Here is a 17,431-nt window from a genome sequence, read left to right on the forward strand (position 1 = left end):
AAGAGGTGCGCGCATGAGCTGGGATGACGCCGTCGACGGCGTGGACCGCGATACACCCGGTGGACGCATGCCGCGCGCCTGGACGGTCGCCGCGCGGTTGCGCGCGGCAAACGACGACATCGCCCATGCCATGGTCGCCGATGGGCTGCCTGCCTATGCCGAGCTGCACTGCCTGTCGGATTTTTCGTTCCTGCGCGGCGCCTCCAGCGCCGAACAATTGTTCATGCGCGCGCACCACTGCGGCTACAGCGCCCTGGCGATCACCGACGAGTGCTCGCTGGCCGGCATCGTGCGCGGCCTGGAAGCCTCGCGCGCCACCGGCGTGCGCCTGATCGTCGGCAGCGAATTCACCCTGGTCGATGGCACCCGCTTCGTGCTGCTGGTGGAAAACGCGCACGGCTATCCGCAGTTGTGCGCGCTGATCACCACCGCGCGGCGTGCGGCAAGCAAGGGTGCGTACCGGCTCGGGCGTGCCGAGGTGGAGGCGCAGTTTCGCGCGGTGGAACCGGGCGTGTTCGCGCTGTGGTTACCCGACGCGCAGCCACAGGCCGAGCAGGGCGCCTGGCTGCAGCAGGTGTTCGGTGAGCGTGCATTCCTGGCGGTGGAACTGCACCGCGAACAGGACGATGCGGCGCGGTTGCTTGTCCTGCAGCTGCTGGCGCAGCAACTGGGCATGACCGCTCTGGCCAGCGGCGATGTGCATATGGCGCAGCGGCGCGAGCGCATCGTGCAGGACACCCTGACCGCCATCCGCCACGGCTTGCCGTTGGCCGAGTGCGGCGCGCACCTGTTCCGCAACGGCGAGCGCCATCTGCGCACGCGGCGTGCCTTGGGCAACATCTATCCGGATGCGCTGTTGCAGGCCGCAGTGGACCTGGCGCAGCGCTGCAGCTTCGATATCTCCAGGCTTGAATACACCTATCCGCGCGAACTGGTGCCGCAAGGGCATACGCCGGCGAGTTATCTGCGACAGCTCACCGAAGAGGGGATGCGTGAGCGGTGGCCGAATGGAACGCCGGCAAAGGTACGCGCCGACATCGAGAAGGAACTGGCGCTGATCGCGCATAAGAGCTACGAGGCCTTCTTTCTCACCGTGCAGGACGTGGTGCGCTTCGCCCGCGAGCAGCACATCCTCTGCCAGGGCCGTGGCTCATCGGCCAACTCGGCGGTGTGTTATGCGTTGGGCATCACCGCGGTCAACCCGGATGAAACGCGTCTGTTGATGGCACGCTTCCTGTCCGAAAAACGCGACGAGCCCCCGGACATCGACGTCGATTTCGAACACGAACGCCGCGAGGAGGTGCTGCAGTACGTCTACAACAAGTACGGCCGCGAACGCGCAGCATTGGCGGCGACGGTGATCTGCTATCGCGGCAAGAGCGCCGTGCGCGATGTGGCCAAGGCGTTCGGCCTGCCGCCGGACCAGATCGCGTTGCTGGCCAATTGCTATGGCTGGGGCAATGGCGAAACGCCGATGGAACAGCGCATCGAAGAGGCCGGGTTCGATCTGGCCAACCCGCTGATCAACAAGATTCTTGCGGTGACCGAGCAACTGCGCGATCACCCGCGCCATCTGTCGCAGCATGTCGGCGGTTTCGTCATCTCCGACGAACCCCTGTCGCTGCTGGTGCCGGTGGAAAACGCGGCCATGGCCGACCGCACCATCATCCAGTGGGACAAGGACGATCTGGAAACCATGAAGCTGCTCAAGGTCGATTGCCTGGCGCTGGGCATGCTGACCTGCATCCGCAAGACGCTGGAGCTGGTGCGCGGCCACCGCGGGCGCGATTACAGCATTGCCACGCTGCCAGGCAATGACGAGCCGACCTACAAGATGATCCAGCGCGCCGACACGGTCGGCGTATTCCAGATCGAGTCGCGCGCGCAGATGGCGATGTTGCCGCGGCTCAAGCCTGCGGTGTTCTACGACCTGGTGATCGAAGTGGCGATCGTGCGCCCCGGCCCGATCCAGGGCGACATGGTGCACCCGTATCTGCGCCGGCGGCAGGGGCGCGAGGACGTGAACTACCCCTCGCCAGAGGTGGAGGACATTCTCAAGCCGACGCTTGGAGTTCCGCTATTCCAGGAACAGGTGATGGAGCTGCTGATGCACGCTGCCGATTACAGCGAGAGCGAAGCGGACAATCTACGCCGCTCGATGGCCGCCTGGCGGCGCGGCGGCGACATGGAACAGCACCGCGCGCGGGTGCGCGAGCGCATGCAGGGCAAAGGCTACGCCTCCACCTTCATCGACCAGATCTTCGAGCAGATCAAGGGCTTCGGTTCCTACGGTTTCCCGCAAAGCCACGCCGCCTCGTTCGCCAAGCTTGTCTACGCCAGCTGCTGGCTCAAGCGCCATGAGCCGGCGGCCTTCGCCTGCGGGCTGCTCAATGCGCAGCCGATGGGCTTCTACTCGGCCAGTCAGATCGTGCAGGACGCACGCCGCGGCAGTCCCGAGCGTGCGCGCGTGGAGGTGTTGCCTGTGGACGTGTTGCACAGCGACTGGGACAACACGCTGGTCGGTGGCCGGCCCTGGCGCAGCGACCAAGACCCCGGCGAACAACCGGCGATCCGGCTGGGCATGCGCCAGATCGCCGGGTTATCGGAAGTGGTGGCCAACCGCATTGTCGCGGCACGCGCGCAGCGGGCCTTCGCTGATATCGGCGATCTGTGCCTGCGCGCCGCACTCGACGAAAAGGCGCGCCTGGCATTGGCCGAAGCCGGCGCCTTGCAGGGCATGGTGGGCAATCGCAATGCTGCGCGTTGGGCGATGGCTGGCGTGGAAGCGCGTCGGCCGTTATTACCGGGCAGCCCCGAAGAACGCACGGTGACGTTTGAAGCCCCGCGCGCAGGCGAAGAGATCCTGGCCGACTATCGCTCGGTCGGCCTGAGTCTGCGCCAGCATCCGATGGCACTGCTGCGCCCCCAGATGCAGCAGCGGCGCATCCTCGGCCTGCGCGACCTGCAGGGCCGCCGTCACGGCAGCGGCGTGCATGTCGCCGGCCTGGTCACCCAGCGCCAGCGCCCGGCCACCGCCAAGGGCACCATCTTCGTCACCCTGGAAGACGAGCACGGCATGATCAACGTCATCGTCTGGTCGCATCTGGCGCTGCGCCGCCGCCGCGCACTGCTGGAATCGCGCCTGCTGGCCGTGCGCGGCCGCTGGGAACGCGTGGACGGCGTGGAGCATCTCATCGCCGGCGACCTGCACGACCTCAGTGACCTGCTCGGCGAGATGCAGCTGCCTTCGCGCGATTTCCATTGATGCTTTTCGGGCCGTGGATTGCGGCTAGGTTCTATGTACGTTCTATACCCAACTGCTGGCTTTTTGGAACGCTCCGACCTTCCTGACTACCGGTTTTTTCGGGAAGAGGCCTTCGCGGTAGAGCGTCACCATGAAGATCATATTCGTCATGCCGCTGGCGTCGGTTGCAGCTAGGGCGCAAGCTCCGACACCTCAAGCAAGGTCTAGTGAGAGTGACGCAGTGAACAACGACGCAAGAATAATCGCCGTGGACCACACAGGCTTCGCGGTATCGTCATTGGACGAAGCTGTTCGGTTCTGGACAGGAGCGCTCGGCTTTAAGCTTGAGCGGCAGTCGGAGATGGGGGGCGATTTCCTGTATCAGGTGACTGGTGTCGATGATCCCAATGTAAAAACGGCAATCGTCAGGGCACCAGACGGTTATGTGATCGAACTATTACAATATTCAAAAGGGCGCCAGAACGGGACGGTGCCGAACAGCGCGGGGGCGATTGGTGCGGCCCACCTAGCTCTGACTGTAAACGATATTCATGCCGCTATTGCTCGCGTCGAGGCAGCAGGATGGAAGGCGAAGGGTAGTCCACTGCCGATTGCGGGTGGGCCAAGGAAGGGAACGCTGGTGGCCTACGTTTCAGGCCCTGACCACATCACGATAGAGCTTATGCAGCCGCAAGCCCATTAATGGGCCTGCGGTAGTTTTCCCGCTTCACCATCGTTATTGGGAAGGATGCCGATATTGGTCAGACGCTGACGGGGTCGCGCAGTTCCTCCAATGTCTGGCCGAGTACGGCTAGGCTGATCGATGCCAGACGTTCGACCAGCAGCCGTTCGGCTTCCTGTAGCGCGTCGCTCACAGCCTCGTTGACGACTGCCGCGATCTGGCACCCGGGCTCAGGACGTTCGATCCCGATCGCGAATAGGCGCGGGCCGCCAATTTGTCCAAATCACTGCGTGGTGCCAAGGCCGACCGACGCAATCGATGCGGTCGTGTGCCCGTAAATTGTCGAGCTCGCTTGCTGCGCTGGCTGCTTCAGGCCAAGTGGCGAAGCAGCGTCCTGTGCAACGCAGCCACAAGCGTGAGTGAATGCATCTGTCCGCCGGTCACTGGCAGCAAACCGGTCTGTGCTACACCATGCAGGCCGGCGCGGCCGCGCTGGCTTACCTTTCATCCACGAGGCGATCATGAAGTTGGAGGCGTTGTTCGACCAGTTGCACACCTTGCCCACCGTGCCCGAGGTGGCGCAGGACCTGATTGCCCGGTTCGACGATCCGGCAACCAACATCGATGTGCTGGCGCACACCATCGAGCGCGATCCGGTGATCGCCGCCAAGGTGCTGCGGCTTGCCAATTCGGCGCGCTTCCACGGCCTGCGCGACTCCACCAGCGTAGAAGACGCGGCCATGCGGCTGGGCTTCAACACGCTGCGCACCCTGGTACTGGCCTCGGCGATGACCGGCGCGTTCCGCGCCGGCCCGGGCTTCGATCTGAAGGCGTTCTGGCGGCACAGTTTCGAGGTCGCCGGCATCTGCCGCCTGCTGGCGCGCCAGCACGGCGTGGATCCGGAAACCGCGTTTACCTGCGGCATGATGCACAACATCGGCGAGCTGCTGATCCAGTCCGGCGCGCCGGATTACGCCAGCCGCATCAATCACGACAGCTCATCGGCCGGCCATGCCGCCGAAGAAACCCTGCAGCTGGGCTTTGGCTACCCGGAAGTCGGCGCCGAGCTGGTGCGTCGCTGGCAGCTGCCTGCCGTCATCCAGGAAGCGATCGCCTATCAGGTCCGCCCGGCCGCTGCCCCGGAAGGTGCGCGGATGCCGCTGCTGGTCGCCCAGGCGGTGCAGGTGTCGGACGCGCTGCGTGCACATGGTGGCGCCACGCCGGCGGCGTTGGAGGCGGTGCGCGGTCCGTTGATGGACACGGTGGATCTGGATGCCTTGTTCGCCGCATTGCCGGACGTGATCGACGCCGACCGCGCGTTTGCCGAACTGCTGCATTGATCGAACAGCCGCGCCGACGTCGCCAGCGTCGGCGCAGCCGCTGACGCACCATCGCCGGCAGCAGATCCCTGACGTGCAGGAAAAACGGCAGCGTCCAGTGATCACGGCGATAGCGATGTAACGGCAACGCGTGTCCGCCGCTGCAGCAGCAGACTAGTCGGCCCTTACAGACGCGCGGCCTCATCCGCGACCCCACATCAGCGCACTGTCCCGCCAGCACGGGCGGCAGGCGACCGCCGGTACGAGCGATGGACGTGATGACGAGTCCATCGCTCGTTGTCACCTATCGGCCACGTCGCGCGTCGCTCATGGCGCCTCCATCGGTCGACGAGCCGGAAGACCGCATCCCCGCACCCTGACGCCTTATGCCGCTGGTCTGCATGCCATGCAGCAGTGTCCGCCACCTCCACACCGTGTGACCTATGCGCTCGCGATCCGCATGCGTGCTGCAGTCGCCGACACACGCTGGTACACGCCTGTTGTCCCCGTCGCCACATCCCCGGGCATTCCAGCCGCCACAGCAGGCACAGTGTCACGCCGCGGCGCAGCTGGACGGAACCCCGTGTAGGCGCTAGCGTGGTCCGGATTTTTTGCCACAGGGGAACTGCCTATGAGCCATGACGCGCAGCCGCGCCAGCTCACCTTCCGCGCCGTCGTGCTGGCCATCGTGCTGGCGGTGGTGCTTTCGGCCGCCAACGCCTATCTCGGCCTGTTTGCCGGCCTGACCATCGCCACCGCCATTCCGGCTGCGGTCGTCTCGATGGGCGTGCTGCGCCTGCTCGGCGGCGGCACCATTCTGGAAAACAACATCGTCCAGACCGGTGCCTCGGCCGGTTCGTCGATCGCCGCCGGGGTGATCTTCACCATCCCCGCGTTGGTGATCATGGGCTACTGGCCGGACTTCAAATACTGGTGGGTGCTGGGCATCGCCGGCATGGGCGGCTTGCTCGGGGTGCTGTTCTCGGTGCCGTTGCGGCGCTCGATGATCGTCGAAGATCCGCTGCCGTTCCCCGAAGGCAAGGCAGCGGCCGAAGTGCTCAAGGCCGGTGAAAACCCCGGCCCGGGCCTGAAGATCCTGGCAATGTCCGGTGCGATCGGCGCGCTGGTCAAGCTGGGTGCGGCCAGCGGCCTGCGGGTGATCCCGGACACCTGGGCGCAGGCCACCTACCTGGGCAGCAGCCGCCTGGTCGGCTATCTGGGCACCAACCTGTCGCCGGCGCTGCTGGGCGTGGGCTACATCGTCGGCCTGAATGTCGGCATCGTGGTGCTGTCCGGGTCGATCCTGTCCTGGCATATCGCCATTCCGCTGTATCAGCAGTTCTTCATGGGCAGCGACCCGGCCCTGGCGCAGAGCCTGGTCGGCGCGCCAGCGGCCGACGCGGCATTCGGCATCTGGGGCGCGAAGATCCGTTACCTGGGTGTCGGCGCGATGCTGATCGGCGGCGTATGGACGCTGTTCTCGCTGCGCAAGTCGCTGTTGTCCGGCGTCAAGAGCGGCTTTGCCGCCGCGCGCAAGAGCGGCGGCGGTGTGGTCGCCGAAACCGAGCGCGACCTGCCGATGAAGTGGATGCTGGCGGCGCTGGTGCTGTGCACCTTGCCGCTGCTGGGCCTGTACCAGGCGATCGTGCAGCAGTGGCACGTGTCGATCCCGATGACCATCATCATGATCGTGGCCGGCTTTCTGTTCGTGTCGGTGTCCGGCTATCTGGCCGGCCTGATCGGTTCGTCCAACAACCCGGTCTCGGGCATCACCATTTCCACCATCCTGTTCGCCTCGGCGGTGCTGGTGCTGTTGCTCGGCAAGGATGGTCTGGTGCCGGTCGGCATCGGCGCGGCGCCGTTGGGTGCGGTGGCGGCGATCATGATCGGCGCGGTGGTGTGTTGCGCGGCAGCGGTGGGCGGCGACAACCTGCAGGATCTCAAGGCCGGCTATCTTGTCGGCGCCACGCCATGGAAGCAGCAACTGATGCTGGGCATCGGCGCGTTTTCCTGCGCACTGATCATGGCGCCGGTGTTGAACCTGCTGGCGCAGGCCTACGGCATTGGCCCGGCCACGCCGCAGCACCCCAACTCGCTCGCTGCACCGCAGGCCACGCTGATGGCCTCGGTCGCCAAGGGCCTGTTCGGCGGGCAGCTGCCGTGGTCGATGATTGCCATCGGTGCCGCCGTGGGCGCGGCGATCATCGCGCTGGACGAATGGCTGAAGAAGACCGGCAAGCGCTTCCGCGTGCCGGTGCTGGCGGCGGCGATCGGTATCTACCTGCCGCTGGAGCTGATGGTGCCGATCTTCCTCGGCGGCCTGATCGCGCACCTGGTGGAGCGCTTCCACAAGATCCGCGCCGACGACGAAGATGGCCGCGACCGTGTGCATCGCCCGGGCGTGCTGTTCGCCGCCGGTCTGATCACCGGCGAGGCGTTGATGGGGATCGCCATCGCGGTGCCGATCGTGCTGTCCAGCCGCGCCGATGTGCTGGCGTTGCCGGCCAGCCTGCAGCTCAACCAATGGTTCGGCCTGGCGATCCTCGCCCTGGTCGGCTGGCTGCTGTACCGCGTCGGCAAGCGCGGCGAACAAACCGCCTGAGGGTGACGCTTCACCAAGGCATGCGCCCGCGCGCTGCCTCTCGACGGACACGCATCGCTGGATGCGTGTCCGTTTTTTCGTTGTGGCATTGAAACCGGATTGCCGCTGTTCTGATTGCCTTGCCGCAGACGCGGTTCGAATGCGGCCCTGCTGCCGAACGCGCAAGTGCAGCAGCATGCCGGCAAGGCATGGTGCACCGAATCGATGCCGTGACCGCACAGCGGCATATCCAGTTCGAACATTCCTGCATGCTCGTGCATTGCCACCGTGAGCGGACCTGCATTGCCGGTGCAGGGCAACGTCGTTGGCGCATCTGGTCAATCAGCTGACACGACGAGCGCAGCTGCACCGCGCCAACGCATCAAGCGTTTGCCGATCGCGCAATGCACGCACAACGCTCAGGCCATCGCGTCTGCACCACCGCAGCGCCTTTGCGCCGGCTTTACGCCCCACCCAGGCCTCGTGCATAGCGACTTTATGCGGCTGCTCCGTATCGTGCCGTCTCCCGCACCGATGGTGCACCACGGCGACCGCATGCCTCGATCGATCCCGGTGACGCGCCACGGCGCAGCTCATCGCTCCGCCTGACCCCCATAAATGATGGTGTGGAAAAGCGACTCGCATCACGCTGTGCGACATCCGCACACTGTTGAGGCCGCTTTTGTCACCGGCGGCGTTTTTGGACCTGCCGACGCCTATAAGATCGATTGGCAACACGCCGCCCTCCAGCGGCCATGCAGTCGTTCGACATCCACGCGCATTCCCCCTCCCACTGCTGGCCGTTCACGCGATCTGGCCAGCGTCTTGCCATGGAAACCACTGCAATGCTGACTGCTGCTATCTCCCACCGTTCCACCCGCGCACGCCGTGCCCCCGTGTTTAGCATCGCCCTGGCCGGTGTGCTGTGCAGTCTTGCGCTGCAGGCACAGGCACAGGAGGCCACCGACGCGGCGCTGTGTACCGATCGCCCGACCAAGGCCAATTCCACCTGTACCGTGCCAACCGGCGCCTGGCAGCTGGAAACCGACATCGGCAGCTACACCCGCGACAGCCAGCCCGGCACGCGCATCGAAACCTCGGTGTTCACCAATCCCACGCTCAAATACGGCGTCAGCGACCGCATCGATCTGCAGCTCAACTGGGCGCCGCAGCTGCAGGTCAAGACCACCGACCGCGCCACCGGCGCACGCAGCAGCCTGAGCGGCGGCGGCGACATCTATCTGCGCATGAAGGCGCGTTTCTACGAAAGCGATACCGCCAGCGTGGCGTTGCTGCCGTTCGTCAAGGCACCGACCGCGCGCACCGGCCTGGGCAACGACGAGTGGGAAGGCGGCGTCGCATTGCCGATCAATTTCGCGCTGCCCAACAGCTTCTCGCTGACCTTCGGGCCCGAGGTGGATTGGTTGGCCGACAGCGATGGCAGCGGCAAGCATGTTGCGCTGATCAATGCGATCAACCTGGCGCATCCGCTCACCTCCAAGTTGTCGATGGCGGTGGAAGTGTGGTCCTCGATCAACCGCGATCCGGCGCAGACCATCGAGCAGTATTCGGCCGACATCGCCGCTGCGTATCTGCTCAATCCGCTGCTGCAGCTGGATGTGGGCGCCAATTTCGGCCTCAACGACCGCACCCCGGACGCGCAGGTGTATGTGGGCATGTCGCACCGCTTCTGACGCGCGCAGCGCGCGCTGCGCATACAAAACGCCGCTGCGGTCCGCGCCTGTGCGGACTGCAGTGTTCCGCAGGTAACCGCTTCAGATATGTAATAACTACCCGGTGCGGTGCGACACTATGTCGTCAGTCTGCCGGGCATGCCGGTGCCGGTCTCGCCAGAGGTACGCGGGCCGGGGAGGGGAGTGACAGAAAGTGGGCAGTGATGCTGCCTCTACTGGCCGTCGTGCGTGCGCCTTGCAGCATCCAGATCGGAATGCCGGGCGCAGTGCAGCGCGGAATCTCCTGATCGAGGTGTTGCAACGTGGAAACGAAATCGAAGTTGCCGGTCCCGGGCCGGGCATTGCTGCTGGTGCTGGGCATGCTGGTCGCGCTGGTGGGGCTGATCTTTCTGCTGGGTGGCGCGAGGTTGGCCAGCCTGGGCGGCAGCTGGTACTTCCTGCTGATGGGCCTGGCGACCGCTTTGGCCGGTGTCTTGATCGTGCTGCGTCGGCCGGCCGGTGCGCTGGTGTACGGCGTCGCCTTCGCGCTGACGCTGGTGTGGGCGCTGTGGGATGCGGGGCTGGAGTTCTGGCCGCTGGTCTCGCGGCTGATGCTGCCTGCGGGGTTCGCCGTGCTGGTGGCACTGGCCTGGCCAGCGCTGCGGCGCAGCCGGGCGTTGCCGACCGGGCGCATGGCCTATGGCGTGGCGACGGTGCTGGCGCTGGCGGTAGTGGCCGGGATCGGCGGCATGTTCGTGCCGCATCCGCCGGTCGCAGGTAACGCGGGGCCGGGCATGACGGCGGTGCCGCCTGGAAGCGTGCAACAGAACTGGTCCGCCTACGGCAATACCGATGGCGGCAGCCGCTTCGCTGCGCTGGACCAGATCAACCGCAGCAACGTCGACCGGCTGCAGGTCGCCTGGACCTACCACACCGGCGAGATCGCCAACAGCGACGGCAACGGTGCCGAAGACCAGCTGACCCCGCTGCAGGTGGGCGAGAAGGTGTTCCTGTGCACACCGCACAACAATCTGATTGCGCTCGACGCCAGCACCGGCAAGCAGCTGTGGCGGCGCGAGATCAATGCGACCTCGTCGGTCTGGCAGCGCTGCCGTGGCCTGGGCTACTTCGACGCCGACGCGGCGTTGCCGACGCCGAGCGTGGCCAATCCCTCGCCGATCGCCGCAGTGACGGTGGCGCAGGACGCCAACTGCCGTCGCCGCCTGTTCACCAACACCATCGATGGTCGCCTGATCGCGGTGGATGCGGACACCGGTGTGTTCTGCCAGGGCTTCGGCAGCAACGGTCAGGTCGATCTCAAGGCCGGCCTGGGCGCTGCGCCGGATCCGTTCTACCAGCTGACCTCGCCGCCACTGGTGGCCGGCACCACCGTGGTGGTGGGCGGACGCGTGGCCGACAACGTGCAGACCGACATGCCTGGTGGCGTGGTGCGCGGCTTCGATGTGGTCACCGGCGCGCAGCGCTGGGCCTTCGACCCGGGCAATCCGCACGACCGCCAGGCGCCGGCCGCCGGCAGCAGCTATGTGCGCAGCACGCCGAACGTATGGGCACCGATGTCCTACGACGCGGCGATGAATACCGTGTTCCTGCCGCTGGGCGGGCCGTCGACCGATCTGTACGGCGCCGAGCGCACCGCGCTCGATCACCGGTACGGCGCCTCGGTGCTGGCGCTGGATGCCACCACCGGTGCGGAGAAGTGGGTCTACCAGACCGTGCACAACGATCTGTGGGATTTCGACCTGCCGATGCAGCCCAGCCTGATCGACTTCCCCAACCCGGACGGTAGCCACACCCCGGCGGTGGTCATCGGCACCAAGGCCGGGCAGATCTACGTGCTCGACCGCGCCACCGGCAAACCGCTGACCGAGGTCAGGGAAGTACCGGTGAAAGGCTCGGATATTGCGCACGAGCAGTACGCGCCAACCCAGCCGCTGTCGGTCGGCATGCCGCAGATCGGCACCAAGCACCTGACCGAATCGGACATGTGGGGCGCCACTGCGATCGACCAAATGTTGTGCCGCATCGCGTTCAAGCAGATGCGTTATGAAGGCCTGTACACCGCGCCGGGCACCGATGTCTCGCTGAGCTTTCCCGGCTCGCTGGGCGGCATGAACTGGGGAGGCCTGTCGACCGACCCGGTGCATGACGTCATCTTCGCCAACGATATGCGCCTGGGCTTGTGGGTGCAGATGATTCCTGCCGACACCCGCAAGGCCGAGGCGGCCGGTGGTGGCGAGGCAGTCAATACCGGCATGGGCGCCGTGCCGCTGAAGGGCACGCCGTATGCGGTCAACAAGAACCGCTTCCTGTCGGCGCTGGGCATTCCGTGCCAGGCGCCGCCGTACGGCACGCTCAGCGCGATCGACCTCAAGACGCGCAGCATCGCCTGGCAGGTGCCGGTGGGGACGGTGCAGGACACCGGCCCGTTCGGCATCAAGATGCATCTGCCGATCCCGATCGGCATGCCCACGCTGGGCGGCACCCTGTCCACCCAGGGCGGGCTCGTGTTCATCGCCGGTACCCAGGACTACTACCTGCGCGCGTTCGACAGTGCCACCGGCAAGGAACTCTGGAAGGGCCGCTTGCCGGTCGGCAGTCAGGGCGGGCCGATGACCTACGTCTCGCACAAGACCGGCAAGCAGTACGTGGTGATCAGTGCCGGTGGTGCGCGGCAGTCGCCTGATCGGGGCGATAACGTGATCGCCTACAGCTTGCCTGACGCGCACTGACACCGCCCACTCTTGACCACGTCGCCAGCTGCGTCGGCGTGGTCACGGAGCGGCCGACAAACCTCCGCGTGCCCGGCTGACCGCTGCGCACTCGCGTCAGCCGCTGTTGGCTGCAACCCGACGGCCGGGTGTCTCGCATATCCCGGCCAACGTTCCCGTTACCGCAGCGGCGCTTTGGCACACCGCCATGCATCGGCACCGCTGGCCGTGCACGCTGCCCCGATCAGAGAACCACGATGCATCGTCTGTCTTTCCTCCCGCGCCGCAGTGCGCTGGGCTACGCCTTGTTGCTGGCACTGCCGGCCACCGCAGTCGCCGCGGGCGATACCACGCTGACCGGCGACTGGGGTGGGCGCCGTTCCGCCTGGGCCGAGCAAGGCGTGAGCGTCCGCGGCGACTACGTGTCCGAGACGTTTGGCGTGGTGGACGGCGGCTACGAAAACACCAGCGCGCGCTATGCACAGCAACTGCGGGTGGGCGTGGATCTGGACATGGCCAAGCTCGCCGGCTGGGGTGGTGGCAGCCTGCATGTCACCATCAACGACCGCCGCGGCCGCAGCACTTCCGCCGACCTGGTCGGCAATCGCTTCCCCATCCAGGAAGTGTACGGAGGCCAGTACACCCGCCTGAGCGAGTTCAGCTACGACCGCAGCTTCAACCAGGGCAGGACGTATCTGAAACTGGGCTTCTATGCGATGGGCAACCAGTTCGCTTCGCACACGTTGCTGGTGAACTTCGTCAATGCTGCGTTCTGCGCGCATCCGCTGGCGTTTTCGGCCAATAGCGGCTGGTACAACTATCCGGCCGCGCGCTGGGGCATCGAAGGCGCGCAGCAGCTGACCCCGCAGCTCAACCTGCATGCCGGCTGGTTTCAGGTCAACCCGAATCTGGGCTTCGGTGCCCGCGACACCTACGCGTTCGAGCCGTTCGCCAGCGGCACCACCGGTGCGATCTTCCCGCTCGAATTTACCTGGAAGCCGGCCACCGCACGCTACCCGGGCGTGTACAAGTTCGGCGGCTATTACGACTCCTCGTCGGTACCCAGGCGTGGGCTGGACACCAGCCGCAGCACCGGCCGCGACGGCGCCTATCTGCTGGTCGAACAGAAACTGTTCACCCCGGGAGCGGACCCCAGCATTGGCCTGACCGGATTCGCCCAGTACATGGCCAGCGACCACGACAGTGCGCTGATGACACGGTGGTATTCGGTTGGCGGGGTGTACCAGGGCATCGGCACACGCACGCAGGACCGCATCGCACTCGGCTATGTGGCCGGCAGGATCAATCATCGGCTGCTCGATGCACGCCGCGCAGAACTGATCGATGCCGGCGTGGCGGCCGATTCGCCACTGGCCGGGCTGAGCGCTGCCGAAGAGCTCTACGAGCTCGCCTACAGCGCGCAGATCACGCCGTGGCTGATGTTGCGCCCGGACCTGCAATACATCGTCAACCCCGGGACCTACGCTTATACCCACACGCGCAACGCAGTGGTGGTCGGGCTGCAGGCCAAACTCACGTTCTGAGTGCGTGCCCACAGCGTGGCGCGCCGTTGCCGCACGGCGCACTGCGCGCTGTGCGCATTCGGCGCCTTGCAGGGCAGCCACGTGCGGCGCCTGCGGGTGCATGACCTTGTGCCTTTGCGCGTGCGGCGCAGCAACGCCTACCATCGACGTTTTGCCGTTGCAGGAACTCTCGATGAAGCTTCGTTACGCCGTGCTGCCCCTGTGTCTGTTGACCGCCTTGCCAAGTCTTGCCGCTGCGCGCGGATTCGATGTGCGCGACATGGTCGCGCTGGACCGGGTGTCTTCGCCCACGCTCAGCCCCGACGGCAGCGTGCTGGTGTTCGCCAAGCGGCAGGCCAAGAGCAGCAACGGCAAGCCGGCCACCGGCCTGTGGACGCGCAATCTGCGTACTCGCGATGCCGCGCCGCCCAGGCGGCTCACTCCCGACGGCTGGAACGTCAACAGCCCGGCGCTGTCGCCGGACGGCAAGACGGTGTACTTCCTCAGCAGTAAATCCGGTACGCAGCAGCTGTACGCGCAGCCGCTTGCCGGCGGCGCGCCGCAGCAGTTGACCGGCTTTGCGGTGGATGTGGACAGCTACAAGCTCTCGCCAGACGGCAAGCGCATCGCCTTCAGTGCCGGCGTGTTCCAGGACTGCGGCTCGGACCTGGGGTGCACCAAGAGCAAGCTCGCCAACCTCAAGAGCGCCAAGGCCAGCGGCGTGGTCTATGACCAGTTGTTCGTGCGGCATTGGGATACCTGGAACGATGGCCGCCGCAACACCTTGTTCGTCGCCGACCTGCCGACTGCCGGCGGCAAGGCCGTGGCCGGTGCCTCGGCGATCAGCGCCACGCTGGCCGGCGATGCGCCCTCCAAGCCGTTCGGCGGCAACGACGATTACGCTTGGTCGCCCGACGGCGGCAGTGTGGTGGCCAGCGTGCGCGTGCCGCAGCCGCATGGGCCGGAAACCGGCAAGAAGGCAACCGCCGGCGCCAAGCCCACCGGCAACGACGAGCCGTGGCAGACCAACTTCGACCTGTACCGCCTGGATGCGGCCGGCAAGGCCGCGCCGGTCAATCTGACCGCGTCCAACCCGGCCTGGGATGCCGGCCCGGTGTTCAGCAGCGACGGCAGGACGCTGTACTACCGCGCGATGAAGCGCCCCGGTTTCGAAGCCGACCGCTTCGGCCTGATGGCGATGGACGTGGCCAGCGGCAAGAGCCGCGAGATCGCCCCCAAGTGGGACCGCTCGGCCGGCGAGATCGTTTTGAGCGCCGATGGCGCCAGCCTCTACACCAGCGCCGACGACCTCGGCGAGCATCCGTTGTTCAAGATCGACATCGCCAGCGGCCAGGCGACCAAGCTGGTGGGCGAGGGCAGCGTGCATGCGCCGACCCTGGCCGGCAACACGCTGGCGTTCACCCGCAACTCGCTCAAGAGCGGCGACCAGGTCTTTGTCAGCGACGTGCAGGGCCAGGGTCTGCGTGCGATCACCCAGAGCGCCGGCGAGCTGCTGCCGGAGGTGCAGTTCGGCGACTACGAGCAGTTCCAGTTCAAGGGCTGGAACAACGACACCGTGCACGGCTATGTGGTCAAGCCGTACAACTACCAGGAAGGCAAGACCTACCCGGTGGCATTCCTGATCCACGGCGGGCCGCAGGGCAGCTTCGGCAACGGCTGGAGCAACCGCTGGAATCCGCAGACTTACGCCGGCCAGGGCTATGCGGTGGTGATGATCGACTTCCACGGCTCCACCGGCTACGGCCAGGAATTCACTGATGCGATCAGCCAGCATTGGGGCGACCGCCCGCTGGAAGACCTGCAGAAGGGCTGGGCCGCCGCGCAGAAGCAGTACGGCTTCCTCAACGGCGACAAGGCCTGCGCGCTGGGTGCCAGCTATGGCGGGTACATGGTCTATTGGATGGCCGGCAACTGGAATCAGCCATGGAAGTGCCTGGTCGACCACGACGGCGTGTTCGACAACCGCACCATGGGCTACGCCACCGAGGAACTGTGGTTCAGCGAATGGGAAAACGGCGGCACGCCGTGGCAGAACCCGGCCGGCTACGAGAAGTTCAACCCGGTGCTGCACGTGGACAAGTGGAAGGTGCCGATGCTGGTCATCCACGGCCAGCAGGATTTCCGCATCCCGGTCGAGCAGGGCCTGGCCGCGTTCACCGCGCTGCAGCGCAAGGGCATCGATTCCAAGTTCCTGTACTTCCCGGACGAGAATCACTGGGTACTCAAGCCGGACAACAGCGTGCTGTGGCATGACACCGTCAACAGCTGGCTGAAGCAGCATATCGGCCAGTGAGGTCGCGACCGGCACGCCGCCTGGAGCGGCGTGCCGGTTGGTGCGGCGATGACGCGTGAGACCTCGGCCTTTGATGCGGGTCGCAGGGTTGTTCGGTTTGCTCAGTTCGGCAGCTGATCGCGTTTGGCCAACTGGCCTTCCACGATCTGCAGGATCTCCGCCACTGCGATGCCGAACGAGCCGGCATTGCCGGCGTCGAAGGCGGCCTTCCATTCTGCATAACCCGGCAGGTAATCCTGATTGGGCGCGGCAGTGCCGACGTGTTCGGCAGCGCTGCGCTCCAGGGTCTGCGCGATCACCGGGATGTGCGGCAGCGCGTCCAGGATTCCAGCGGGCAATCCTGCGTGACGTACCTGGATGTCGCTGATGCTCACGTGCAGGATCTGGCCACCGTGGGGATGCACATCGATCTGGTTGATCAGCAGCAGCGGCGTCTCCGTCGCGGTACGCCCACGGCAGCGCCAAAGCTGGCCGACCGCATAGGCGGGAGGGTTGGTGTCGGGCATCGGGTACTCCACGATCAAACCGCAATGATGCAACGCGCTTGCGGAGATGGCGACTCTGCCGGCATGCCGGGGTTGGTCCGGCGTTCGACCCGAGGTCTGCGCAATTGCGCTTCGCCCGTCAGACGATGTTCGCAGGTACGGTGTTGCGTGCTGGCAGCGTCCATGCCTGGATGAGTTCGCTTGTGGCGCGCGGAGAGGGCCTGGATCACCGCATCTGGCTGAATGCCAGCATGAGCCAGCAGTGCCGCAGTACACGCAAGCCATGTCAAAATAGCGATTCTTTAACTTCCTCAGCTCCCTGCCAGGATCGCAAGGACCGTTTGCATGCGCACCTTGTTCCGCCCCTCATTGTGGGCGCTCGCCCTCGTCTGTAGTCCTGCCCTGAATGCCGCATCGCGGCCCGCCGCCGTGCCCGCGAGCGCGCCCGTGGCTGCGACTGCCGCAGTTGGCACCGATGCGGTGGCCAGCGATCCGGCCGTGCCGCTGCCGGCCACGCTGAAGCCCGGCATGGGCTACCGCGCGTTTGCGCAGGCGGTGATGGAGCAGGGCTGGCAGCTGGTGGATCCGCTCGCCGCCGACAGCTGCATGGCCGCCGGCGATTGCGCCGTCGAGTTCATCGCACCCGGCGGCAGTGCACGCCTGCAGGTGCAGGTCGGCTCGCAGTCCGGCGCGGCGGTGGTCAGTGGCTGGCGCGCGCAGCAGGTGCCGCTGGATCGCATCGGCAACCCCACCGCAGCGGCGGTGGACAGCAAGGCTGCGCCGGCCGCGTCCAAGGTGGCCGACAACCCGCGCTGAGCCAGTGCGCCGGCGTCTGGGGCGCGCGGCGTATCATGGCGCTGCATGCGCTGCGGCCTGCATCG

The 17,431-nt window shown here is 66.1% G+C and carries 10 protein-coding genes; 9 read left to right on the forward strand and 1 reads right to left on the reverse strand.

All coding sequences use genetic code 11. The features are described from left to right. Window positions 1-13: 13 nt before the first annotated feature. From AC06DU_RS05850 to AC06DU_RS05885, 8 genes are all read left to right on the forward strand, one after another. Window positions 14-3,265, forward strand: coding sequence for an error-prone DNA polymerase (locus AC06DU_RS05850; RefSeq protein ID WP_478203781.1), 3,252 nt, complete (start codon window positions 14-16; stop codon window positions 3,263-3,265). Window positions 3,266-3,395: 130 nt separating this feature from the next. Beyond that, a complete protein-coding gene (locus tag AC06DU_RS05855) occupies window positions 3,396-3,947 on the forward strand; it encodes a VOC family protein (protein WP_478203783.1) in 552 nt (183 codons plus the stop codon). Between the two features lie 500 nt (window positions 3,948-4,447). Beyond that, window positions 4,448-5,266: an HDOD domain-containing protein gene (locus AC06DU_RS05860; protein ID WP_478203784.1), complete on the forward strand. Its 819-nt coding sequence runs from the start codon at window positions 4,448-4,450 to the stop codon at window positions 5,264-5,266. Window positions 5,267-5,876: 610 nt separating this feature from the next. Next, on the forward strand, window positions 5,877-7,847 hold the full coding sequence (locus AC06DU_RS05865) for an OPT family oligopeptide transporter (protein ID WP_047125795.1): 1,971 nt from the start codon (window positions 5,877-5,879) through the stop codon (window positions 7,845-7,847). 824 nt (window positions 7,848-8,671) lie between these two features. Further along, entirely contained in the window at window positions 8,672-9,520 is an 849-nt protein-coding gene (locus AC06DU_RS05870) for a transporter (protein WP_166771366.1), read from the forward strand. A gap of 302 nt (window positions 9,521-9,822) precedes the next feature. Then, window positions 9,823-12,249 (forward strand): glucose/quinate/shikimate family membrane-bound PQQ-dependent dehydrogenase, encoded by a 2,427-nt coding sequence (locus AC06DU_RS05875; protein WP_478203785.1) that lies wholly within the window; start codon window positions 9,823-9,825, stop codon window positions 12,247-12,249. A 236-nt stretch (window positions 12,250-12,485) separates the two neighbouring features. Then, window positions 12,486-13,772, forward strand: a complete 1,287-nt coding sequence (locus AC06DU_RS05880; RefSeq protein ID WP_478203786.1) for a carbohydrate porin — start codon at window positions 12,486-12,488, stop codon at window positions 13,770-13,772. A gap of 172 nt (window positions 13,773-13,944) precedes the next feature. Beyond that, window positions 13,945-16,065, forward strand: a complete 2,121-nt coding sequence (locus tag AC06DU_RS05885) for a prolyl oligopeptidase family serine peptidase (protein ID WP_478203787.1) — start codon at window positions 13,945-13,947, stop codon at window positions 16,063-16,065. A 101-nt stretch (window positions 16,066-16,166) separates the two neighbouring features. Here AC06DU_RS05885 and AC06DU_RS05890 read toward each other — a convergent pair whose 3' ends face one another. After that, window positions 16,167-16,571, reverse strand: a complete 405-nt coding sequence (locus AC06DU_RS05890) for a hypothetical protein (RefSeq protein ID WP_167762925.1) — start codon at window positions 16,569-16,571, stop codon at window positions 16,167-16,169. Window positions 16,572-16,895: 324 nt separating this feature from the next. Here AC06DU_RS05890 and AC06DU_RS05895 point away from each other — a divergent pair, with 324 nt between their 5' ends. Then, complete coding sequence (locus AC06DU_RS05895; protein ID WP_478203789.1) at window positions 16,896-17,366, forward strand: hypothetical protein; 471 nt, start codon at window positions 16,896-16,898, stop codon at window positions 17,364-17,366. Window positions 17,367-17,431: the final 65 nt, after the last annotated feature.

Source organism: Xanthomonas sp. NCPPB 3200 (assembly GCF_056393585.1).